At 53.4% G+C, this 23,313-nt stretch carries 22 protein-coding genes; 4 read left to right on the top strand and 18 right to left on the bottom strand.

Going from position 1 to position 23,313, the window contains the following annotated elements; translation table 11 throughout:
* The first annotated feature begins 25 nt into the window (after window positions 1-25).
* Complete coding sequence (locus ACN0YD_RS14110) at window positions 26-2,533, top strand: patatin-like protein (protein WP_417320871.1); 2,508 nt, start codon at window positions 26-28, stop codon at window positions 2,531-2,533.
* Here ACN0YD_RS14110 and ACN0YD_RS14105 read toward each other — a convergent pair.
* From ACN0YD_RS14105 to hemE, 18 genes are all read right to left on the bottom strand, one after another.
* Complete coding sequence (locus ACN0YD_RS14105; protein WP_417320869.1) at window positions 2,530-2,868, bottom strand: HesB/IscA family protein; 339 nt, start codon at window positions 2,866-2,868, stop codon at window positions 2,530-2,532. The genes ACN0YD_RS14110 and ACN0YD_RS14105 overlap by 4 nt on opposite strands.
* 10 nt (window positions 2,869-2,878) lie before the next feature.
* Window positions 2,879-3,292 (bottom strand): SUF system Fe-S cluster assembly protein, encoded by a 414-nt coding sequence (locus tag ACN0YD_RS14100; RefSeq protein ID WP_417320868.1) that lies wholly within the window; start codon window positions 3,290-3,292, stop codon window positions 2,879-2,881.
* Window positions 3,293-3,310: 18 nt separating this feature from the next.
* Window positions 3,311-4,561: an aminotransferase class V-fold PLP-dependent enzyme gene (locus ACN0YD_RS14095; RefSeq protein WP_417320866.1), complete on the bottom strand. Its 1,251-nt coding sequence runs from the start codon at window positions 4,559-4,561 to the stop codon at window positions 3,311-3,313.
* A complete protein-coding gene (sufD, locus tag ACN0YD_RS14090) occupies window positions 4,558-5,850 on the bottom strand; it encodes a Fe-S cluster assembly protein SufD (RefSeq protein ID WP_417320864.1) in 1,293 nt (430 codons plus the stop codon). The genes ACN0YD_RS14095 and sufD overlap by 4 nt, the downstream gene beginning before the upstream one ends.
* An 8-nt stretch (window positions 5,851-5,858) precedes the next feature.
* Window positions 5,859-6,614 carry a Fe-S cluster assembly ATPase SufC gene (gene sufC / locus ACN0YD_RS14085; RefSeq protein ID WP_417320862.1) on the bottom strand — a complete coding sequence of 252 codons (756 nt, stop codon included), beginning with the start codon at window positions 6,612-6,614 and terminating at the stop codon, window positions 5,859-5,861.
* 27 nt (window positions 6,615-6,641) lie between these two features.
* Window positions 6,642-8,096: a Fe-S cluster assembly protein SufB gene (gene sufB, locus ACN0YD_RS14080; protein ID WP_417320860.1), complete on the bottom strand. Its 1,455-nt coding sequence runs from the start codon at window positions 8,094-8,096 to the stop codon at window positions 6,642-6,644.
* Window positions 8,097-8,110: 14 nt separating this feature from the next.
* Window positions 8,111-8,572, bottom strand: a complete 462-nt coding sequence (locus ACN0YD_RS14075; protein WP_417320858.1) for an SUF system Fe-S cluster assembly regulator — start codon at window positions 8,570-8,572, stop codon at window positions 8,111-8,113.
* A gap of 178 nt (window positions 8,573-8,750) precedes the next feature.
* On the bottom strand, window positions 8,751-9,686 hold the full coding sequence (locus ACN0YD_RS14070; protein ID WP_417320856.1) for a ParB/RepB/Spo0J family partition protein: 936 nt from the start codon (window positions 9,684-9,686) through the stop codon (window positions 8,751-8,753).
* Between the two features lie 22 nt (window positions 9,687-9,708).
* Window positions 9,709-10,530 carry a ParA family protein gene (locus ACN0YD_RS14065; RefSeq protein WP_417320854.1) on the bottom strand — a complete coding sequence of 274 codons (822 nt, stop codon included), beginning with the start codon at window positions 10,528-10,530 and terminating at the stop codon, window positions 9,709-9,711.
* Between the two features lie 23 nt (window positions 10,531-10,553).
* Window positions 10,554-11,177: a 16S rRNA (guanine(527)-N(7))-methyltransferase RsmG gene (gene rsmG / locus ACN0YD_RS14060; protein ID WP_417320852.1), complete on the bottom strand. Its 624-nt coding sequence runs from the start codon at window positions 11,175-11,177 to the stop codon at window positions 10,554-10,556.
* Between the two features lies 1 nt (window position 11,178).
* Entirely contained in the window at window positions 11,179-13,056 is a 1,878-nt protein-coding gene (gene mnmG / locus ACN0YD_RS14055) for a tRNA uridine-5-carboxymethylaminomethyl(34) synthesis enzyme MnmG (protein ID WP_417320850.1), read from the bottom strand.
* Window positions 13,057-13,285: 229 nt separating this feature from the next.
* On the bottom strand, window positions 13,286-14,632 hold the full coding sequence (mnmE, locus tag ACN0YD_RS14050; RefSeq protein ID WP_417320848.1) for a tRNA uridine-5-carboxymethylaminomethyl(34) synthesis GTPase MnmE: 1,347 nt from the start codon (window positions 14,630-14,632) through the stop codon (window positions 13,286-13,288).
* 12 nt (window positions 14,633-14,644) lie between these two features.
* Window positions 14,645-14,896 (bottom strand): DUF6489 family protein, encoded by a 252-nt coding sequence (locus ACN0YD_RS14045; protein ID WP_417320846.1) that lies wholly within the window; start codon window positions 14,894-14,896, stop codon window positions 14,645-14,647.
* Between the two features lie 148 nt (window positions 14,897-15,044).
* Window positions 15,045-16,514 (bottom strand): Na+/H+ antiporter NhaC, encoded by a 1,470-nt coding sequence (gene nhaC, locus ACN0YD_RS14040; RefSeq protein ID WP_417320844.1) that lies wholly within the window; start codon window positions 16,512-16,514, stop codon window positions 15,045-15,047.
* A 136-nt stretch (window positions 16,515-16,650) separates the two neighbouring features.
* Window positions 16,651-17,907 (bottom strand): transcription termination factor Rho, encoded by a 1,257-nt coding sequence (rho, locus tag ACN0YD_RS14035; RefSeq protein ID WP_417320842.1) that lies wholly within the window; start codon window positions 17,905-17,907, stop codon window positions 16,651-16,653.
* A gap of 236 nt (window positions 17,908-18,143) precedes the next feature.
* A complete protein-coding gene (gene hemJ, locus ACN0YD_RS14030) occupies window positions 18,144-18,587 on the bottom strand; it encodes a protoporphyrinogen oxidase HemJ (protein WP_417320840.1) in 444 nt (147 codons plus the stop codon).
* A 17-nt stretch (window positions 18,588-18,604) separates the two neighbouring features.
* Complete coding sequence (gene hemH, locus ACN0YD_RS14025) at window positions 18,605-19,576, bottom strand: ferrochelatase (RefSeq protein ID WP_417320838.1); 972 nt, start codon at window positions 19,574-19,576, stop codon at window positions 18,605-18,607.
* Between the two features lies 1 nt (window position 19,577).
* Window positions 19,578-20,618 (bottom strand): uroporphyrinogen decarboxylase, encoded by a 1,041-nt coding sequence (hemE, locus tag ACN0YD_RS14020; protein ID WP_417320836.1) that lies wholly within the window; start codon window positions 20,616-20,618, stop codon window positions 19,578-19,580.
* Window positions 20,619-21,036: 418 nt separating this feature from the next.
* Here hemE and ACN0YD_RS14015 point away from each other — a divergent pair, with 418 nt between their 5' ends.
* The 3 genes from ACN0YD_RS14015 to ACN0YD_RS14005 are packed head-to-tail and all read left to right on the top strand — an operon-like array spanning window position 21,037 to window position 23,305.
* Window positions 21,037-21,870: a pyruvate, water dikinase regulatory protein gene (locus ACN0YD_RS14015; RefSeq protein ID WP_417320835.1), complete on the top strand. Its 834-nt coding sequence runs from the start codon at window positions 21,037-21,039 to the stop codon at window positions 21,868-21,870.
* Entirely contained in the window at window positions 21,867-22,460 is a 594-nt protein-coding gene (locus ACN0YD_RS14010) for a Maf family protein (protein WP_417320833.1), read from the top strand. The genes ACN0YD_RS14015 and ACN0YD_RS14010 overlap by 4 nt, the downstream gene beginning before the upstream one ends.
* Window positions 22,457-23,305: a shikimate dehydrogenase gene (locus ACN0YD_RS14005; RefSeq protein WP_417320831.1), complete on the top strand. Its 849-nt coding sequence runs from the start codon at window positions 22,457-22,459 to the stop codon at window positions 23,303-23,305. Before ACN0YD_RS14010 ends, ACN0YD_RS14005 begins: the two co-directional genes overlap by 4 nt.
* Window positions 23,306-23,313 lie beyond the last annotated feature (8 nt).

The raw sequence follows: 23,313 nt of genomic DNA, 5'->3' as shown, positions 1-23,313 counted from the left end.
CAAAACAATAAACTAACGGATTTCCATGCGGGAAAAGGAACTCAGATTTGCCCTTGTCTGCTTCGGCGGCATCTCCCTTGCTATTTATATTCACGGGGTAACAAAGGAAATCCTGAAACTGGCCCGGGCTTCCAAGGCCTTTCATTTCAGCCCCGACCCGCGCGCCGAAAGCAAACAGGCCTATATCTATCCCAATGAAGACGTCACTGACGTGATCGATACAGAGCTTGTCTATTTCGACATTCTCAAGTCCCTTGCCCCGGATCTGGAACTGCGGGTCATCGTCGATACCATCGCCGGCGCATCGGCAGGCGGCATGAACAGTATTTTCCTCGGCCGCGCCCTCGCCCATGACCTGAATATGGATCATCTGCGCGATCACTGGCTGCATGAAGCAGACGTGAGCCGGCTGGTGGGAGAGAAAAAACCGCCCGGCCGGCTTGAGAAGATGTTCACCAAGCCGCTGATCAATATGTTCAGCAACCGGTTTATGGTGGATGTGCAACTGAAAGAGAAAGTGCGCACGAAACTTCCCGCGCTTCTCAATATCTGGAATTTGAAACCGCCTTTTGACGGCAAGCATCTGCTGGGGCTGATCTATCGCGGCCTGGACCGGATGGGAGACGGCAGTCGTCACTCGCTTCTGCCCCGCGGGCATCAGCTCGATCTTTTCGTCACGCTGACCGACTATCACGGATTCCGGCGCAACATCCCCATCAACGATCCCCCCATGATCGAGGAACGGGAACATCGCCACAGACTGCGGTTTTCCTATTTCAAGGGGCTTTTCACCTCCGTCCCCGAAGACAGCTTCAGCGATTTCGAGAAAAAAGATCTGCCGGGCCTGAGCTTTGCCTCCCGGGCCACCGCCTGTTATCCCGGCGCCTTCCCCCCGGCACAGCTCAGGGAAGTGGATCATTTCCTGAAAGAGCAGGGGCAGGAATGGACGGAAAAAGACAACTTTCTTAAAGCCAACTTCAAGGAATATCGCCAGGCGGGGCTTGATCCGCACAAAACCTCATTCCTGGACGGCAGCATTCTCAACAACAAGCCGTTCGACCAGGTGATTACCGCCATTCACGGCCGACCGGCCTTTCGCAAGGTGGACCGGCGCATCGTTTATATCGATCCCAATCCGGAAGAACTGGCCATCAAACCAACCGGGGCACCGCCGAGCCTGCTCAATACCATCAAGGGGGCTCTGTCCGATATCCCCATGAACCAGCCCATGCATGACGATCTGATGGAAGTGCAGGCCCTGAACCAGCAGGTGCGCATCATCAAGACCGTTGTCGACAGCATCAAACCCAATGTGGAAGCGCTGGTAAAGGAAATCTCCGCCAGCGACGCAAAGCGGGAAGTCACGGCCGACGACATCCGCTCCTGGCGCAACCTGGCCAATGCCCGGTCGGTCAAGGATGCCGGCTTTTCCTATGAAGGCTATGCCCGGCTCAAGGTCAGGAACTGCCTGGCCCGCCTGACCCTGATCATCGGCGATATCTGTGACTGCCCGTCCGGCAGCGAACGGCGACGCCATGTGTTTTCCATTCTCCAGTGCTGGGCCTATCAGGACGAGATCGACTTTTCCGGCCTCTATGGTCATCTGCTGAAAGAGGCCAATGCCCAGAGCAAAATACTGAGCTGGGTCAGCGAACTGTTTGACCGGCACAAAGACGATACAGCCCTGCCGGCCTGGGCCAGATTCCTGATCGGCTTTGATGTCAGCTATCACAAGCGCCGCCTGCAGTTCATGATCCAGGAACTGAACAAGCTTTACGGCGAACATGATCTCAATGTGCAGGCGCTGGACCAGCTGAAGGGGGATTTCTACAAGATCCTGCAAAAACTGGACAAGCTGGGGGACAGCAGTTTCGTGACGGAAGAAGCCAAAACGGCCATCCGCAACGTTTTCGGCCAGCTTCTCAATGAGCCCTTTGATGACAATCCCCAAAGCGAAACCAATATCTGTTCCCTGACCACACGTAAGGCGGAACTTCATGATGCCCTGGAACTGCTGGCCCGGGACCTCAACCTGGATAGATTCCGGGCCATGACCGATAACCTGATCGCCCGGCAGAACAACATTCCCTGGCGCGATACCGTCGGACACGAGCTTACCGTCTCCTACCTTGGCTTTGCCTTCTGGGATGTGATCACCTTTTCCATCATGGGCAGCAAGGATCTGGGTGAATTCAACGAAATCCTGGTCAACCGGATCAGTCCCAATGACGGGTCCGTCCTGAAAAAGGACGAAAATGAAATGCCTCTGCGCGGCACGGCCATGCGGTCTTTCGGCGCCTTTTTCAGCCGCACTGACCGGGAAAATGATTATCTGTGGGGCAGGTTGAACGGGGCCGAGCGGCTGATCGACATTCTGGCCAACCAGGCAAGCCTGGAACATCTTGATGCCCGGGTGGATGTTCGGGCCCTGAAAAAAAGGGCCTTTCTGGCCATTCTGGAAACGGAAAAGGAGCACCTGACCGAGGTGCCCGACCTGTTCGAGGACCTGAAGGCCCGGATCGAGGCGCTCTAGACGCTGAAGCTTTCGCCACAGCCGCAGGTGCCGGTGGCGTTGGGATTTTCAAAGACAAAGCCGGTCTGGAACTTGTCTTCCCTGTAATCCATGATGCTGCCGATCAGGTAGATTACGGACATGCCGTCGATATAGACGGTCACACCCTTGTCTGTGATCTTTTCGTCACCGGGCGTTTCCTCGTCCACATAGTCCACCTTGTAGCTGAGACCGTTGCAGCCCTTTGTGGTGGTCCCCAGACGCACACCGAGAGACGGTCTGCCCCGCTGGTCCAGCAGAAATTTAATTCTGTCTGCAGCGGCATCGGATATTTTCAATACGGCTTCTGCTGACATCTGACTTCTCCTACATAAAGCCCATTTCAAGACGGGCAGCCTCGCTCATCATGCTCATGTCCCATGGCGGGTCCCAGACCAGCTCCACGGTGACATTACCCACACCTTCCACATCCCGGACTTTCAGCTCTACCTCGCCGGGCATGCTTTCGGCCACGGGGCAATGGGGCGTGGTCAGGGTCATGATCACGGCCACATCGGCGGTATCGGAAATGACCACATCATAAATCAGGCCCATTTCATAGATATTGACCGGGATCTCCGGGTCATATATCTCGCGCAGAACCTCGACAATCTTCTGATTGAGGTCTCGTCGTTCATCGTCACTCAAGGCCGGGCCGCCTGAGGAAACTTTCGTCTCCTGCTTTTTATCAGCGTCCTTGTCCTTGTCGTCTCTGCTGTAAAATCCGTCCAGAAAGCTCATTTTTTTATACCCTGAGTATTAACCGAAAATCCGGTTTACTTTCTCCAGACCGGCCACCAGCCGGTCAATATCTTCATATGTATTATACAGGCCAAGTGAGGCACGGGCCATTGCCGGCACATCAAAAAAGTCCATCACCGGCTGGGCGCAATGATGCCCGGCCCGGATCGCGATCCCTTCCTGGTCCAGGATGGTGCCGATATCATGGGGATGGGCGTTTTCCATGGTGAAGGATAATATTCCCGCCATGTGATCCGCCTGCCCCACCAGATGGAAACCCTTCACTTCCGCCAGTCGTTCTTTGGCATAGGCCAGAAGCTTTTCCTCGTGATCCTCGATGGCTTCAAAACCCACATCTTCCATATAATCAATGGCCGCACCCAATCCAATACCCCCGGCAATATGGGGGGTGCCGGCCTCAAACTTATGGGGAAGGTCGTTATAGACCGTCTTCTCAAAGGTCACGGAGCGGATCATGTCCCCGCCGCCCTGGTATGGGGGCATGGCCTCCAGAAGTTCCTTGCGGCCATACAAAACGCCGACACCGGTCGGCCCGTACATTTTATGACCGGAAAAAACATAAAAGTCCGCGCCCAGATCCCGCACATCCACCCGGGTATGGGGAACAGCCTGACAGCCGTCCACCAGGACCAGCGCCCCAACCTTGTGGGCCGCCCTGATGATCTGCTTGATCGGGGTGATGGTTCCCAGTGAATTGGAAATATGCGTGATGGCCACCAGTTTTGTCCTCTCAGACAACAATTTCTCATATTCCTCGAACAGGAAGTTGCCACGATCATCAATGGGCGCGACCTGAATGACAAATTCTTTTTCCTCGCGGATCATCTGCCAGGGCACGATATTGCTGTGATGCTCCATGCGGCTGAGAATGACCTCGTCACCCTGGCCCAGGTTCTGCCGGCCCCAGGTCTGGGCCACCAGGTTGATCGCTTCCGTCGCCCCCCGAACAAATATGATTTCCTTGTCGTCAGCGGCATTGATGAATGTCTTCAGTTGCCCGCGCACCTCTTCATATTTCTGGGTGCCGACCTGGGACAGATAATAGACACCCCGGTGAATATTGGCATATTCATTGGAATAATAATCACTCAACCGGTCGATCACCTGACGCGGCTTCTGGGCGCTGGCACCGCTGTCCAGAAAGGTCAGGGGCTTGCCGTAAATCTGTTGCTCGAAGATCGGGAAATCGCGACGGATTTCTTCCACATTATAGTTTGATTTCAGAATATTAGGATTTTCTGACGTCATGATTTCACCCCGCTTTGCACAAGCCAGTGACGGATACGCCCCTGGAACGTGTCGCGCAGCTGCTCGTTTTCAACATCCTCGAAAACTTCCGCCAGAAAGGCTTCCACAAGAAGCGCGCGGGCATCCGCCGGTGCGAGTCCCCGGCTTTCCAGATAGAACAATGCCGTCTCGTCCAGTTCGCCCACTGTCGCCCCGTGAGAACATTTCACATCATCGGCAAAGATCAGAAGCTCCGGCTTGGCGTTGGCCTGGGCCTGTCGGTCCAAAAGCAGGTTTTTACAGGACTGGTCCGCATTGGTTTTCTGGGCATCCTGTTCCACAATCACCTTGCCCTGGAAGGCTGTTTTGCCGCCCTTGTCGACAACGCCGCGGAATATCTGCTCGCTTTCGCAATGCCCTTCGGCGTGATCCATACGGGTAAAAATATCCTGGGACTGGCCGTCCCGTGCGAGATAGGCCCCTTTCAGGGTCACACTGGCCTGTTCTCCCCTGAGAACAGGAAAAATTTCCGTCCGGCTCAGCTCCGCTCCGGCCTGCAGGCTGTAATTTTGAAAACTGGCCTCTGCGGCAAGGTCAACGGTTTTCCGGTTCATGTGAACGGCCTTGCTGCCTTCCTGCTGAAGGGTATGGCTGACAAGGCTTGCCCGTTCGGCAAGGCGAATATGGGAGATATTCTGGGTCCAGTAGGCGGGGCCGGCGGCGCCGCTGAAGGTTTCCACCAGTTCGGCCCTGGCATCCCGGCCCAGAAGGATCAGGTTTCTTGTCCGGAGAGCTGTCTGGTCCGCATGTTCCTCAGCCTGATAAACAATCTCGATTACATCGGGCAGCTGCACACCGTCGGAAACTTCCAGAAAATAGCCGTCCGTGAACATGGCCTTGTTCAGCGCAGACAGACTGTCTTCATCCTCCAGGTCTGCGAACAGCGCGAGCTTTTCTTCCGGCGCTGCGGACAGCGGGCAGAGGGTTACTCCCTCCAGATCGGTGAGGCTGGAGCGGACAGCGGAAAAAAATCCGTTGACGAAAACCAGTCGCGCCACGGAAGGGAGAGGCGGGATTTCCCCGGCGGACCCGTCGGTCCGTCCGGCAATGGAAAAGGAGCGCCCGGCCAGTTTCGTCAGGTTACTGTATTTCCACTCCTCCACCTTCGGTCCCGGAAGGCCGCTGTCCGTGAAGATGTCATAGGCAAACTGGCGCGCCTCGCCAAGGACAACTGCTCCTGGAAGCTTGTCTTTCACCAGGTCAAAATCCGCGGCTATGCCGGGGCTGTCGATATAACGTTTTCTGGTCATCTTGTCTCTCAGGCCGCCGTATCCTCGATGCCGATACCGGCATATCCTTCCTTCTCCAGCACAAGGGCAAGTTCCTTGCCCCCGGACTTGACGATTTTCCCGTCCGCCAGAACATGCACGTGATCGGGCACCACATAGTCGAGAAGGCGCTGGTAATGGGTTATCAGCAGGATGGATTTCTCCGGGCCGCGCAGCCGGTTTATGCCATCGGACACCACCCGCAGGGCATCAATGTCCAGACCGGAATCCGTTTCATCCAGCAAGGCAAAGGCCGGGTCCAGGACCGCCATCTGCACCATTTCATTGCGTTTTTTCTCACCACCGGAAAAGCCCACATTAACCGGCCGTTTCAGCATTTCCGGATCGAGATCCAGTTCATTCGCCTTTTCCCGCACCAGTTTCAAGAGCTCCACCGCCGGCATTTCCTCTTCGCCGCGGTATTTGCGCAGACTGTTCACTGCGGTCTTCAGGAAATTCATATTGGACACACCGGGAATTTCCACCGGATACTGAAATCCGAGGAACATACCTTCACCGGCCCGCTCATAAGCGTCCAATTCCAGCAGGTTCTTGCCCCGGAACAGCACTTCACCTTCGGTGATCTCGTAACCTTCCCGGCCTGCGAGAGCATAGCTCAGAGTGCTTTTTCCGGCACCGTTGGGGCCCATGATGGCATGGACTTCACCATCCCCGATGCTAAGGTTCACCCCTTTCAGGATTTCCTTTTCACCAACCGCTACATGTAGATTTTTAATTTCGAGCATTTTCTTCGTCTTTTTCAATTAATTGTCTTAGCCAACACTGCCTTCGAGACTGATGCCCAGTAGCTTCTGGGCCTCCACGGCAAATTCCATGGGCAGCTGTTGCATGACATCCTTGCAGAAGCCATTCACGATCAGGGCCACGGATTCTTCCGGGTCCAGGCCGCGCTGCTGGCAATAGAACATCTGGTCGTCACTGATTTTCGAGGTGGTAGCCTCATGTTCCAGCTGGGCTGTCGGGTTCTGAGCCTCGATATAGGGCACCGTATGGGCGCCGCAGCGGTCACCGATCAGGAGGCTGTCACACTGGGTGAAGTTACGGGCATTTTCGGCCGTACCCGTCACCCGCACCAGGCCGCGATAGGTCTGCTGAGCCTTTCCGGCGGATATACCTTTGGAAATGATGGTGCTTTTCGTGTTCTTGCCGATATGGATCATCTTGGTACCCGTATCGGCCTGCTGATAATTATTGGTGATGGCCACGGAATAGAATTCCCCGACCGAATTGTCACCCTGCAGGATACAGCTCGGGTATTTCCAGGTCACGGCGGAGCCGGTTTCCACCTGGGTCCAGCTGATTTTCGAATTTTTACCGCGGCAGGCGCCGCGCTTGGTCACAAAGTTATAGATCCCGCCCTTGCCATTCTTGTCGCCGGGATACCAGTTCTGCACGGTGGAATATTTGATTTCCGCATCGTCCAGGGCAATCAGTTCCACCACGGCCGCATGAAGCTGGTTTTCATCCCGCATGGGGGCCGTACAACCCTCCAGATAGGAAACGTAGGATCCTTCATCGGCAATGATCAGGGTCCGTTCAAACTGACCCGTGTTGGCTTCGTTGATCCGGAAATAGGTGCTCAGCTCCATGGGGCAGCGTACCCCTTTGGGGATGTAAACAAAGGTGCCGTCGCTGAAGACCGCACTATTGAGCGTGGCATAGAAGTTGTCATGCACAGGCACCACGGTGCCGAGATATTTTTTCATCAGTTCGGGATAATCCCGGGCCGCCTCTGAAATAGAACAGAAAATCACCCCGGCTTCCTTCAGCTTTTCACGGAAGGTTGTGGCCACGGACACACTGTCAAACACCACATCGACCGCGACACCGGCCAGAACTTCCTGTTCTTTCAGGGAAATTCCCAGTTTCTCATAGGTACGAAGAAGTTCAGGATCCACCTCGTCCAGGCTTTTCGGCCGGTCATTCTGGGATTTCGGAGCGGAATAATAATAAATGTCCTGGAAATCGATTTCCGGATAGTTCACCAAAGCCCAATCCGGTTCTTCCATCTTCTGCCACATGGCGAAGGCCTTCAGCCGCCAGTCGAGAAGCCACTCGGGCTCCTCTTTCTTGGCGGAGATAAAGCGGACGATGTCCTCGTTCAGGCCTTTCGCGGCCTTGACCGATTCAATGTCCGTGTAAAATCCGTATTTATAGTCGCCCGACACATCTTCGACGGTTTTGCGGGCTTCTTCGGTTGCAGTCATAAAGGACTCCAGCTCTAGTTTACATTTTTCGCAGCAGACCGGTTTTTCCGGTCACTGCCGACGAAATCGGGAACGGCGCCGAGCATCTCGGAAAGCCGGACACTGTTCAGTGCCCCTTTCACCGCCTGGTTAATTTTGTGCCACTGACCGCGGGTGCCGCAGGACGCCTGGTAATCACAGCAGACATCGTCCACATCAAGGCAGTTTGTCAGCTGGACGGGACCGTCTACGGCTTCGATAATATCCGCAATGGTAATGTCGTCCGCATCGCCTCTCAGGCTGAACCCGCCGTTCAGTCCCCGGTGCGATGCCAGCAGGTCGGCCCTGACCAGCATGCCGAGGATCTTGCTCACCGTTGGCGCAGGTATGCCTGTCTCACCGGCGATTTCCGTCGCCGGATGAATATGCTCAGCTCGCAGCGCGATGTGGCTCATCAAAACCACGGCGTAGTCTGCCAGGTTAGAGAGTTTGATCATTTTAAAATCCCGTCTGACACACCGGATATTGGCCTATCCGGGCATCAACCACCAATCCATACCAATTTGGTATCTTTTAGATGGCGATATTGGCGGTGAATGTCAATGGAAATCAGACCAAATTGGTCTGTTTTTTAAGATATGGGCGGAAAACCGGACTATTTTGCCCGGAAATCTCTCAGAATTCATCTCTTCCCGATAGTCTTTGGCAAATATCATCCAGCTGTTCAAGGGTTTTATACTGGATTTTGACTTCGCCACCCTTTTCGCCCTGAAAATCAATCTGGACCCTGAGACCCAGGGATTCGCTGAGATCATTTTCCAGCGCCATTGTATCCGCGTCCTTTGATCCACGTGGAACAGCCGATTTTGTTTCCAGCGGCTTTTGCGGGGATTTCGCCTCCTTGGCGATTTGTTCCGCCTGACGCACGCTCAATCCTTCCTCGATGATGCGAATGGCCAGCCTCTCGGGCTCTTCCGCCGTGATCAGGGCCCGGGCGTGGCCCATGCTCAGCAAACCGTCCATCAGCATATCGCGGACTTTTTCCGGCAGCACCAGAAGCCTCAGGATATTGGCAATATGACTGCGGCTTTTGCCGACAATCTTGCCCAGCTTTTCCTGGGTGTGGCCGAATTCATCAATCAGGCGCTGATAGCCCTGGGCCTCCTCAATAGGGGTCAGGTCATGGCGCTGGACGTTTTCGATGATGGCAATTTCCAGGGCTTCCCCGTCGGTCAGCTCCCGGACAATGGCCGGCACCTTGTGCAGGCCGGCCACCTGTGCTGCCCGCCAGCGGCGCTCACCGGCAATAATCTCGTATTCTTCCGGCCCTTTGGGGCGCACCAGGATTGGCTGCAAAATACCCTTTTCCCTGATGGACTCCACCAGATCCCGGGCCTTTTCCTCATCGAAAAACTTTCGCGGCTGATAGGCATTCGCCTTCAGAAACTCGATCGGCAGTTCGCGATCCGGACGGCCCGGTGCGTTTTCCCCTTTTTCAACAGCGGAATATTCCTTGTCGGTGGAGCCGAGAAGGGCAGAGAGTCCCTTGCCCAAACCTTTATTCTGACCCTTGCTCTGGCCTTTTGATTTTGCTTTCTCTTCTTCGGTCATATCTATTAAGTCTTTGTTTTTATTATATTAATTTGGCTGCACGAGAGTTCTTCTCGCGTCGGAGAAGTTCCGTTGCCAGACGGATATAGGCCTGGCTTCCAGTACATTTGTGATCATACAACAGCGCCGGTTTGCCGTGGGACGGTGCCTCTGAAATCCGGACATTCCGGGGAATCACGGTCTTGAACACCTTGTCGCCGAGATAGCTCCTTACATCATGAGCCACCTGGCTGGAGAGGTTATTGCGGCCGTCATACATGGTCAGGACGACACCCTCTATTCTCAGCCTGGGATTAAAGTTGGCCTGGACGGTTTCAATGGTCCTGAGCAGAAGGCTCAAACCTTCCAGCGCGAAAAACTCACACTGCAGGGGCACAATGACGGAGTCGGCAGCCGACAGGGCATTCAGGGTCAGCAGGTTCAGGGACGGCGGACAATCAATAAGAATATAGTCAAACTCTTTCACAGCCGGATCGCGAAGCGCATTCCTCAGCCTGTAGGTTCGTTGCGCCTGGTCCACAAGTTCCAGTTCCGCACCCGTCAGGTCAATGGTAGAAGAAACGAGAGACAGTCTCGGGATAGAGGTTTTCTCGATGGCCTCGGCGAATGTGGCCTCTTCCATCATAATGTCATAGCTGGTGATGTCCCGGCTGTCCCTGTCGCGACCAACCCCTGTACTGGCATTGCCCTGGGGATCCAGATCGATGATCAGGATATTTTTCCGGGCTGCGGCAAGCGCCGTTGCCAGATTAATCGTGGTTGTGGTCTTCCCCACCCCGCCTTTCTGGTTGGCGATGGCGATAATTTCAGGCTTCTTCCGGTCTGTGGATAAGTTTGTGGACATTTATTCCTGTTCCTGCTCTTTTATCAGCCGCGGGGCCTTATATTGCCTAGCCTGAGGATCATACCAGATTCTTCAGTCCTGCTTGTGAATTTTTCTACATCAAATTGCCAGTTTTTTTCTGCATCAGCCAGTTCCTCCCGCCAGATCTTCCCTTTGGGAAAGAGACAAACGGTATCATCCGAAAGAAACCGGCCCGACAGTTGCAGCAATTTGTCTATGGTCGCCAGGGCCCGGGACGATATAAAATCAACAGGAAACGGTGCCAGTTCCTCTATCCGGCAACAATGAACAGCTGCTTTTGCCCCGGTTTCCCGGATTACCTGGTTCATAAAGGTACATTTCTTATTGTTGCTTTCCACCAGATGGACTTCCCCGGTCCCCAGAAGGGCAAGAACCAGTCCCGGAAATCCCGCTCCACTACCAATATCCAGAATTTTCAGATCACCTTTCCGCCCGGGCGGTAAGATTTCCATGATCTGGGCGGAATCAAGAAAGTGGCGCTGCCACTTATCCTTTATGGTCGTAGGGCTGACCAGATTGATGCGTTTCTGCCATTTTTCCAGCAAATCCGCATAGATTTCCAGCTTTTCCCGGGTTTCACGTGGAACATTGATGTCGAGAAAAAAGTCGTCCGAGCCGAAATTCATCTTAAGCGGATACCCTGTTTTCTTTTCTTTTAACATAACGCAGCAGTGTGGTCAGGGCGGCCGGGGTGACACCTGAAATGCGCCCCGCCGCGCCCAGTGTCGCCGGGCGGGCCTGTTTCAGCTTTTCCCGGATCTCGTTGGACAGGCCGTCAATGTGGTCATAGGCAAGATCGATGGGCAACAACAGGTTCTCGTCCTTGCGGAAAGCGAGAATATCCGCTTCCTGGCGCTCCAGATAGCCGCTGTAGGTGGCATCAATTTCCAGCTGCTCCGCTATTTCCGGGGAAATATCCCCAAGCTCCGGCCATATTTCCACAAGCCGAGACAAGTTGATATCCGGATAAGACAGCAGGGTCATGGCTGACCGCGGCACACCATCCTTGTTAATCTTCAGGCCGAACTTTTCTGCTTCATTTGGGGTGATCTTCAGTTCAGCGGCCATATTCCGGTATTTTGCCAGGCTTTCCCGCTTTTCACCAAAAACCCTGCTTCTTTCCGAAGAGATAGCGCCAATCTGTTCCCCGAGAGGCGTGAGGCGCTGATCCGCATTGTCGGCTCTCAGTTTCAGGCGATATTCCGCACGGGAAGTAAACATGCGGTAGGGTTCCCGGGTTCCCTTGGTCACCAGATCGTCGATCATCACCCCGATATAGGCATCTGCCCGATCAAGATAGAAAGCTTCCGATGCGCCGGCAGCCCGGGCCGCATTGATCCCGGCCATCAGCCCCTGGGCCGCTGCTTCCTCATATCCGGTAGTACCATTGATCTGCCCGGCAAAATAGAGGCCCTGCGCTTTCTTGGTTTCCAGCGTGGCCAGTAGTTCACGGGGATCGACGAAATCATATTCAATGGCATAGCCCGGTTGCAGGATTTCCACATTTTCAAGACCGGGAATACTTCTTATATAGGCATCCTGTACATCAACAGGCAACGAGGTGGAAATCCCGTTGGGATAAACCGTGTCATCGTCCAGTCCCTCAGGCTCAAGAAAGATCTGATGCGAGCTTTTATCGGCAAAACGGACAACCTTATCCTCGATAGACGGACAATAGCGGGGACCTGTTCCCTCGATATTGCCGCTATACATGGCGGATCGGTGCAGATTATCCCGGATAATCCTGTGCGTCTGCTCTGTGGTGTTGGTGATATGGCAGTCTATCTGCGGTACGGTTATTTCTTTGGTCAGGAAAGAAAAGGGGGTCTGGGGATCATCCCCCTTCTGAACTTCACAAGCGGACCAGTTGATGGTTTCACCGTTCAGGCGGGCCGGGGTGCCGGTTTTCAGGCGCCCCAGGTCAAAGCCAATTTTCATCAGTGTACCGGACAGTCCGAGGGAAGGGGCCTCGCCAACCCGGCCGGCAGGGGTTTGCTGATCGCCAATGTGAATCATGCCGCGCAGGAAGGTTCCAGTGGTCAAAACCACGCGACCGGACCTTATTTCCCGCCCGTCTGCAATGATCACACCCTGTACCTGCGGCTTTCCATCCGGGCCGTCGGCGATCATCAGGTCTTCCGCCGAGGCTGCCAGAACCTCGAGATTTTCATAATTCAGGATGAGATCCTGCATGGCGTTCCGGTAGAGTTTGCGGTCGGCCTGGGTTCTTGGGCCGCGAACGGCGGGTCCCTTGCGACGGTTCAACATACGGAACTGAATACCTGCCGCATCCGCCACACGACCCATAACGCCGTCCAGGGCATCAATTTCCCGTACCAGATGACCTTTTCCCAAACCACCAATGGCAGGATTACAGGACATTTCACCGATTGTTTCCACTTTATGTGTGAGCAGGAGCGTTTTCGCCCCCAGACGCGCCGATGCCGCGGCTGCTTCGCAGCCGGCATGTCCCCCGCCAATCACAATCACATCATAGTGGAACATCAAAAAATCTCTTGAGTGTTTTCAGCCATCCTGATAAGTCGGCGACTTTACTCAGTCACCTTCGGGATGTCAAAGAAGATCATACCTGATTATGGAGAAAATTCACGGTCTTTCGGAGGGCCTTTTCCGGGCTTTATACCGGGTATGAAATGTTCCACGTGAAACACAGGTCCCGAGCAATTCATTAATGACCCGAAAGTGTCCTTGTTTTCCGCAATATATTAGAAGTCTATTTACCAATACAGAATTCGGAGAAGACGACATCAAGGATATCCTCCACATCGACAACGCCTGTAATTCTGCCCAGGGCCCGGGCTGACAGGCGAAGATCTTCAGCCAAAAGCTCCAGATCCGCACCCGGATGGTCGAGAAATCTCTGCAAATGATCCTGCGACTCTTTTAAGGCTTTTCTATGGCGGGTCCGGGTCAGGCTTGGCGCCTCTGCAAGGTCCATGCGCTTTTCCACTTCCCTTTCCAGCCCCTTCATGAAATGATCCAGACCGATACCGGACTGAATTGAAATGGGGTATATATTTTTTCGCTTGAAGCCTTTCATCTCCACAGCTGAAAAAGAAGAAGACAAAAGATCGCATTTATTCAACAGGACCAAACTGTCCTCATTAATAAGGGAGGCCACCGTCTCGCCAGGCTGCGGCCATTGACCTGCTTCGATCATGACAATGCGGATGTCTGAATCTTCCGCCCGGGTTTTGGCACGACGGATTCCCTCTGCCTCGATAACGTCCCCGCTTTCACGAAGGCCGGCCGTATCAACAATCGTGACCGGAAATCCCCTGATATCCAGATGTACTTCCAGCACGTCCCGGGTTGTCCCCTCGATATCGGATACAATGGCCACGTCCCGCCGGGACAGAAAATTCATCAGGGAAGACTTTCCCACATTTGGTTCACCAAGGATAACCACCTGAAGCCCGTCCCTGATCCGTTCCCCCCGGTGACCGTCCTGCAGATGTTCGGATATTTTCACGTGAAGTGCGGAAACAATCGGGCGCACCCGTTCCGTCACATCTTCGGGAATTTCCTCATCGGCAAAATCAATATCCGCTTCCATATAGGCCATGGCGGAAATAATCTCTTTCCTCCAGCCTTCATAGAGGCGGCCAAGCTGACCATCCATCTGCCGCAGGGCCTGGCGACGCTGGGCCTCCGTTTCCGCATTCAGCAGATCGGCAAGACCTTCTGTCGCTGTTAGATCCATCTTGCCATTGTCAAAAGCCCGGCGCGTGAATTCACCCGGCTCGGCAGGTCTCACACCATCGAATTTTGACAAAGCTTCGAGAAACCCCGCAACAACGGCCCGCCCCCCGTGAATATGAAACTCGGCAACATCCTCCCCGGTGAAACTGCTTGGCGCCCTGAAATAGAGAACAAGCCCCTGATCCAGGCGCACGCCATCTTCCGGGTCCCGGAACCAGGTCAGTTTCGCTTCACGTGAAGAAGGAAGGCTTTCCAGCCCGGAAAGTTCCAGCAAAACCTCGGCAGCCTTTGGTCCGGAAAGACGAATAACCGCCACACCGGCTCGTCCCTTGCCGCTGGAAAGTGCATAGATTGTCATATCTTGTCTTGTTTATTTGCCCGAGGTTTTCCCGCCGGTATTCCAGAAAATATTCTGGAAAGTCTCGAGCCCCTGTCCGGCCATGTTGAGACTGGGCGCAACCCACATATTGAACATCTTTTCCATGTCTTCAGGAGACAGGCCGCTGGTCATCTTTTCCTGAAGTTCAGTCATGAAAGCCTGCTGGATGGGCTCCAGATCGGGCAATCCAAGAAACTGCCGGGCTTCCTTCGGGGTGCAGTCGATATCTATGGATATTTTCATGGTCGTTCTCTGAAAAGCTTAAAATTTATCACCGGACGAAAAATATAGCGCCCGGCGGATCGTATAAGTCATATAAGCAGACATTTCGGGGAAATGCCAATTATTTTTATATATCTATTAGATATATTAGTACTCTCCACAAACCGGTTTAAGCCGGTTCAACTACCGCTTTCTCATCTTCCAGAGGCGCTATTTTAAAGTTTGTATACCCGTAAATCACTGAAATAACAGGACTTATCAGATTGAAAAAACAATAGGGCGCATAAGCAAATGTCATCACGCCCAGGGTAGCGGACATAAAGGCCCCACAGGTATTCCACGGTACCAATACGGACGTGACTGTCGCCGTATCCTCCAATATCCGGCTTAAATTCTTGGCCGCCAGTTTCCGCCGCTCGAACTCGATTCTGTACATTCGGCCAGGCAATACGATAGCAATATACTGATCCATGGCGACAATATTGATGCCGATACAGGTCAGCGCTGTAACCAGGATCAAGGAGCCTGTACTTTTCGCCAACCCCAGAACACCAACCACAAGCTTACGAAGCATACCCAGTTTTTCCATGATGGAGCCAAAGGTAATGGCACACATGATAAGCCAGATGGTATTCAGCATATTGGCCATTCCGCCGCGGCTCAGCAATTCATCCAGTTCTTCATTCCCTGTGACGGAACTATAGCCGTCAAACATGGCTGTCCATACCCCCTTGAACAGGGATATTCCATCCCACATCCCGGTATCACCCACAAACCGCAGGATGGTCTGCTGCTGAAAAATGAGAGCCATAACCGCGCCCAGGATTGTCCCGAACAGGAGGATCGGAAAGGCGGGATACTTTCTGTAGGCCAGGAAAAAGACAACAGCCATCGGTAAAAACAAATGCGGACCGATGGAGAAATTCTCATCCAGGATCAGCAAACGTCCCTCAATGGAAATATCCCCCTGAACCGGTTCCTGCCCGAGACCAATAATCAGAAAAAGAATCAGGGAAATCACAATCGCCGGACCGGTCGTCCACATCATATGCCGGATATGGGTGAAAAGATCGGTACCTGTTACGGCCGGAGCAAGATTTGTCGTATCGGACAACGGCGACATCTTGTCGCCGAAATAGGCACCACTGATAATGGCCCCGGCTGTAATCTCCACGGACAGGCCAAGACCGGATGAAATCCCGATCAGACCGATTCCGATGGTGCTTGCCGTGGTCCAGCTCGACCCGATACTGATGGAAGTGATGGCACACAATATACAGGCGGTAAAATAAAACACCGACGGGTTAATTACCTGCAGGCCATAGTAGATCATGGCAGGAACGGTGCCGGCGAGAATCCAGGTCCCGATCAGGCCCCCGACCATCAGCAGGATCAGCAATGCGCCCACGGTATTTCCGATCCCCCGGGAGATAGCCTGCTCCATGGTCCGCCAGGAAACACCGTTTTTCCAGCCGATCAGCAATGCCACGCCACCGGCCAGGATCAGGGCGATCTGGTTCGGGCCGTAAGAGGAATTGTCCCTGTACAGCAGAACCGACGTGGTCAGAAGCGCAATAAGAAAAAAGACCGGAATTATGGCATCCAGCAGACTTGGTTCGCGGGCGGTTTCTTCCGTCACATTTTATCCCCTTTGGTTTTCCGGAACTATAGGAAAGACCATAAGAAAAGTATACGGATATTTATCTCTACTCATATTCACCAGACAAAAAAAAGCCCCCTTTGAAAAAGGGGGCCTTTCAGAAGCTTTTCTATTTCTAGTTATTCATGCTTTCGAAGAATTCCTCGTTGTTCTTGGTTTCCTTCAACTTGCCAAGCAGGAATTCGATGGCATCCACCGACCCCATGGGCATGAGAATACGACGAAGCACCCACATTTTTGACAAGGTTCCCTTGTCGAGAAGCAGTTCTTCTTTCCTGGTGCCGGATTTTGTAATGTCCATGGCCGGGAAGATACGTTTGTCGCTGACTTTGCGATCAAGCACAATCTCGCTGTTGCCGGTGCCTTTGAATTCCTCGAAGATCACTTCATCCATGCGGCTGCCGGTTTCAATCAGGGAAGTGGCGATAATGCTGAGCGATCCGCCTTCTTCGATATTGCGGGCGGCACCAAAGAAACGTTTCGGGCGCTGCAGGGCGTTGGCATCAACACCACCGGTCAGCACCTTGCCTGAGCTGGGGACCACGGTGTTATAGGCGCGGGCGAGACGGGTGATACTGTCGAGCAAAATTACCACATCCTTTTTATGTTCCACCAGGCGCTTCGCCTTCTCGATAACCATTTCAGCCACCTGGACGTGACGGCTGGCCGGCTCGTCAAAGGTAGAGCTGATCACTTCACCCTTCACTGACCGCTGCATGTCGGTCACCTCTTCCGGGCGCTCGTCAATCAGAAGTACAATCAGATAGACTTCCGGATGGTTGGCGGTGATGGCATGGGCGACATTCTGCAGCAAAACGGTTTTACCGGTCCGCGGCGGCGCCACAATAAGACAACGCTGGCCCTTACCGATAGGTGCAACCAGGTCAATGACCCTGGAGGACTTGTCGGTAACAGTCGGATCTTCCATATCCAGCTTGAATTTTTCATCAGGATACAGCGGGGTCAGGCTATCAAAGTTGATCTTGTGACGGCTTTTTTCCGGGTCCTCGAAATTGATTTTGTCCACTTTCAGGAGGGCAAAATAACGCTCACCCTCCTTCGGGGCCCTTATCTGGCCTTCCACACTGTCTCCGGTGCGCAGGGCAAAGCGGCGGATCTGGCTGGGGGAGACATAAATATCATCGGGTCCGGGCAGATAGTTCGCTTCCGGCGACCGCAGAAATCCGAAACCGTCCTGCAAAACCTCGATTACACCGCCACCGCTGATGGTCTCACCTTTTTCGGCCAAGGCCTTGAGGATGGCAAACATCATATCCTGCTTGCGCATGTTGCTGGCATTTTCGATTTCCAGCTCTTCCGCCATGGACAAAAGGTCTGCAGGTGATTTTTTCTTAAGGTCTAGAAGATTCATGATGATGTCCGGGAAATTGGGATTATTCAGAACGAATAAAAGTGATTACCTGTAAATAGCAACAGCGCTTCCTGTCAGGCACGCGTCGACAATGATGGAGAGAAATATTAGACAGATTTCCGATTGTTCTTTTTTTGGAATGTACAGAGGATAACCTAAAAAAAACAACAAGTGAAGGCGTTTTCTGGCCGATCCTCCTCAATTTGTCAAGGAAAAGGCGATTCCTGCCGGATTTTTCAGAACGGCCGCATAATCACGAGGAACACGATCAGGATCATCAGAACCGTCGGCACCTCGTTCATCTTGCGGTAAAAACCTTCGGTATGGCTATTTTCATCCCGTTCAAACTGTTTCCGCCAGCGGCTCAGAAACCCGTGAAAACCACTCATCAGAAGCACCAGAAGGAATTTGGCGTGAAACCAGGGCTCGCTCCAGCGATCCATTCCAAAAGCCAGCGCCAGACCAAAAATCCAGGACGCCACCATGGCCGGATTGATGATGAATCTCAGCAGCTTGCGCTCCATCACCTTGAAAAGCTCGGAGGTCTCTGACCCGGTCTGTACCTGACAGTGATAGACAAACAGCCGCGGCAGATAAAACATGCCGGCCATCCAGGAAATCACGGAAATAATATGAAGGACCAGAAACCATTCATAATAATCCTGTAGAAAATCAACCATCTGTCTCTCCCCCTCTTTTATCCCGCTGTTTTCAACACAAGACCGGCAAGACTTTCGATAAAGTCCGGCTGGCACTGCAGCGCCGGCACCCGAATATAGTCTTTCACGCCGGCTTTTTCGGCAAACTCCCGATATTCAATATCCAGCTCAACCAGGGTCTCCGAATGTTCAGAGACAAAGGCTACCGGCACGATGATCAAATTCTTCCCATCCTCGCCAGCCCGGTCAATCTCGTCTTCCGTACTGGGACCGATCCATTCCAGCGGACCGACCCGGCTCTGATAGCAGGTCACATACTCCAGTCCAGTATCGCCCAGCTTTTCAATAATGGCCGCACAGGTCTGTTCCACCTGGGCCTGGTAGGGGTCACCGGACTCGATTACCTTTTTCGGCAGGCCATGGGCGGAAAAAAGCAGCCGGTAATCGCCGGGACTGGAAATGTCCACCAGAGCTTCCCGGATCAGGGTCGCATGAGCCTGGATAAATTTTTCGTCCCGAGGGTATTCCCGGATCATCACTGTTGGCACGGCAAGATCCGCGGCTTTTGCCTTTTTTGTCCAGTCAATCAGGGACGACCCCGTGGTGGTTACAGAATATTGCGGATAGAGCGGCAGCAATACAATCCGGTCAGGGTTAAATTGTTTCACTTTCGAAACAGTTTCATCGGAAAAAGGATGCCAGTAACGCATGGCGATGAAGCAGCCGTAATCGCCGGTTCCGGACTGATTAAGCTTCTCCTCAAGCGCCCGGGTCTGAGCCTCTGTTTGCTCAAGAAGAGGGGACTTGTTGCCGATTTCCCGGTATATATTGCGGGCGAACGGCGCCCGGCGGGCAGATATGAATTTGGCCAGACACCAGCGCAGCGGATTGGGTACCGTAATAATGGCCGGATCGTTAAAAAGATTAAACAGGAAGGGCTTTACCGCTTCCAGACTGTCCGGCCCCCCCAGATTAAACAGGACGACAGCAATTTTTTCTTTTTTTTGCATTTCAGCTTCTGACATAACCTTTAATCATCTCGGAAACCAGGGCCACATGTTCCGGTGGTGTCTGCGGTACGATACCATGACCCAGATTAAATATAAACGGGCGGCCCGACAGACTATCAAGAATGGCCGCAACCGCCTTTTCCAGTGCAGGACCACCACTGACCAGAAGCAGGGGGTCCAGATTGCCCTGTACGGGACACAGGGACTGAATATTCTCCCGGGCCCAGTCTGTCGGCATGGAAGTATCAATACTGACTGCACTTACCCCGGTCTCGCGGACATAGTCCGGATAGCGGGGACCTGCGCCCCGTGGGAAACCGATAACCGGTATTTCCGGAAAACGGGCGCGGATATTTTCAACAATCCTTTTTGTCGGCGCCATACACCATTTACGAAATTCTTCCATGGGCAGATTTCCGGCCCAGGTATCAAATATTTGCAGGACTTCGGCTCCCTGTTCCGCCTGTCGGATCAAATATTGCGAAGTGGCCTCCACCAGGAGCTCCATCAGCGCCTGGAAAGCCTTTTCATCGCTATAGGCCCAGAGACGTGCCGCCGCCTGGTCCGGAGAGCCTTTGCCGCCCACCATATAGCTTGCCACGGTCCAGGGGGCGCCTGCAAAGCCGATCAGGGCCGTATGGGACGGGATCTCACGGGAAAGACGGGAGACGGTTTCATAGACCGGGGCAAGCCTGTCATGAAGATTGTCGAGAGTGAGCTTGCCGAGTTTCTCGGGATCATCAACGGGTTCCAGAACCGGTCCTTCCCCCTGACGGAATTCCAGATGCTGACCCAGGGCATGGGGGATGACAAGAATATCTGAAAACAGGATCGCTGCATCCATGTCGTAACGCCTTAAAGGCTGCAATGTGACCTCAACCGCAAAATCCGGATTGTAACAAAGGTCCAGGAAAGACCCCGCTTCCTTCCTGACAGCCATATATTCGGGAAGGTAACGGCCGGCCTGGCGCATGAACCAGAAGGGTGGCCTGTCTGTCACCTGACCTTTGAGTGTCTGAATGAATCTCTTGTTTTCCGTCATAAAGCTCGGCCTGAAGTTATGCACTGAAAGAAATACTATTTATATTTATATAAATAAAAGGATGATGTTGTAGTGGTTGCCTGTGGATAACAGGGATTAAATATTATCCACAGATTTACTGACATAGCAGTCCCAAATCCAAAAAAACAGGAATTTCATATCTTTTCTGTATAACTTTGTGAACAGCGGAGTTTCCTTTGCTTGTGAAAAATGTGGATAATGTGAATAAATCAGCATTCTGGCTCCACTTGAAAATTTATTGATGATTCCCACAGAGTTTCCTTTTATCTTATCCAGAGGAGGATTAGTCAGGGATGAAAAAAGAACAGGGTGTGTAAAATTTTCATTTCCGGCAAATTGTCCAACTTATCCACATAATCCACAAATTTGGTCTGAAAAGCGATTTCGGGACAGCACAATGAAGAAAGTCACCTTCCATCTGGTTTCCGATGCTACCGGGGATACCCTTGAACAGGTTGCCAAGGCGGCCCTGGCCCAGTTTCCCGATATTGAACCGGTCAAACATCACTGGCCCATGATCCGGACGACCCGCCATATGGAACGGATTATTCCCGAGTTCAGGGAAAAACCGGGGCTGATCATGTTTACCCTGGTCAATCCGGAAATCGAGGAAGTGCTGGTTGCCGCCTGCAAGGAAAACAACTGGCCCTATATTTCTGTCATGCAGGGCATTATTCGCGAGCTTGGCGTTCATCTTGGCGCCACCAGTATTGCCCGTCCCGGCATGCAGCACGAAATGAACGAGGCTTATTACGATCGCATCGACGCCATTCATTATACGCTGGCCCATGATGACGGCCAGCTGACCGACGGACTGGCCGAGGCGGATATCATTCTTGTCGGTGTATCGCGCACCTCAAAAACACCGACCTGCATTTATCTGGCCAACCGGGGAATCAAGGCGGCCAATGTGCCGATTGTGCCGGGATGCCCGATTCCGAAAGAGCTGGAAGAAAACAAACATAAATTTATTGTCGGGCTGGTGAACAGCGCCGATCGGCTGATCCAGATCCGCCGCAATCGCCTGTTGTCTCTGAAACAGGAAGGGGAAACCACTTATGTTGACGAGGATGCGGTAAAGGAAGAAGTACAGATGGCCCGCCGCCTGTTCAGCAAGAACGGCTGGCCGGTTATCGATGTAACCCGCAGGTCCATCGAGGAAACTGCGGTGGCCATTATAAACCTGAAACAGAAATATGATGCTGAAAAAGCCAGGAGCGCCGGGGAATGACCCTGATTTTGGCGTCCAGCAGCCGGTCGCGGCAGAAGCTCCTGACCCATGCGGGTATACCCTTTCGCTCCGTCAGTGCCGATGTGGATGAAGAGGATATTAAAAATAATCTTCTTAAAGACGGCTGCGAATTTCAGACCATTGCAGAGCAACTGGCGCTGGCCAAGGCGCAGGATGTTTCCCGACGCTATCCCGATGATCTGGTGATCGGCGGTGATCAGCTTCTGGCCTGTGACGGCAGGCTTTTCAGCAAGGCGGAAAATATAGAGGAAGCCCGGTCAAACCTCCGCTTTATGAGAGGAAAAAGCCATACCCTTGTCTGCAGCCTGGCGATGGTAAGGGAGTCCGGGGAAATCTGGCGGGTGACGACGATGCCCGAACTGACCATGCGTGAATTTTCCGACGACTTTCTGGATGATTATCTTAAGAACTGCGGTCCGGATGTTCTCAGTTCCGTGGGATGCTATTTCTATGAGGGGCTCGGTGCGCAGCTTTTTTCAAAAATCGACGGGGATTATTTTTCAATTCTGGGCCTTCCTCTGTTACAACTGATGGAGAAGCTCAGGGAACTGGATTATCTGAAGACATGAAACTGACGGGAAAAGCAAAAACAGCCGGTGTGATGGGCTGTCCGGTAGGACATTCCCTGTCACCGCGCCTGCACGGATACTGGCTTGATCTTTACAAGGTGGACGGGGCTTATGTGCCGTTCGAGGTCAGGCCGGAAGACCTTGGTGATAGTCTCCGGGCCCTGCCCAAACTGGGAATCAGGGGCTGCAATCTGACTGTGCCGCACAAGGAAGCTGCACTGGAATTCATGGATGAAATTGACGATCATGCCCGCCGGATTGGCGCTGTCAATACTGTGGTGGTGGATGAAAAGGGGAAACTCGTGGGCCGGAATACGGACGGCCTGGGCTTTCTGGAAAACATCCTGGTGGGTGCCGAAGACTGGCAGCCGACAGCTGGACCGGCCGTTATTGTCGGGGCCGGCGGCGCGGCCCGCGCCCTGGTTGTTGCCCTGCTTGATGCAGGGGTGCCTCAAATCAGGCTGGTGAACCGGACGCGGGAGCGGGCGGAGCTTCTGGCCCGTGAACTTTCCCCGGAACAGATTACGGTGGTCGACTGGGAAAAACGCAACGACTGTCTGGAAGATACCACCCTGCTGGTCAACAGCACGACCCAGGGTATGAAGGGCCAGCCAGCGCTGGATATCAGCCTTGATCGATTGCCGGAGCGCACACTGGTCAATGATATTGTTTATAATCCGCTGATTACCCCGCTTCTTGCTGAGGCGAGGGAGCGGGGAAATATGATTGTCGACGGTCTCGGCATGCTTCTTTATCAAGCGATTCCGGGCTTTGAAGCCTGGTTCGGGATCCGGCCGGAAGTGACCGAAGAACTGCGCCAGAGGGTTCTGGCCGGGCTGGTCTGACGGCGGGC

The organism is Emcibacter sp. (assembly GCF_048269205.1).
GTDB lineage: Bacteria > Pseudomonadota > Alphaproteobacteria > Sphingomonadales > Emcibacteraceae > Emcibacter.
Note: the sequence above shows the minus strand (reverse complement) of the source record. Positions and strands in the feature narration are given on the sequence as shown.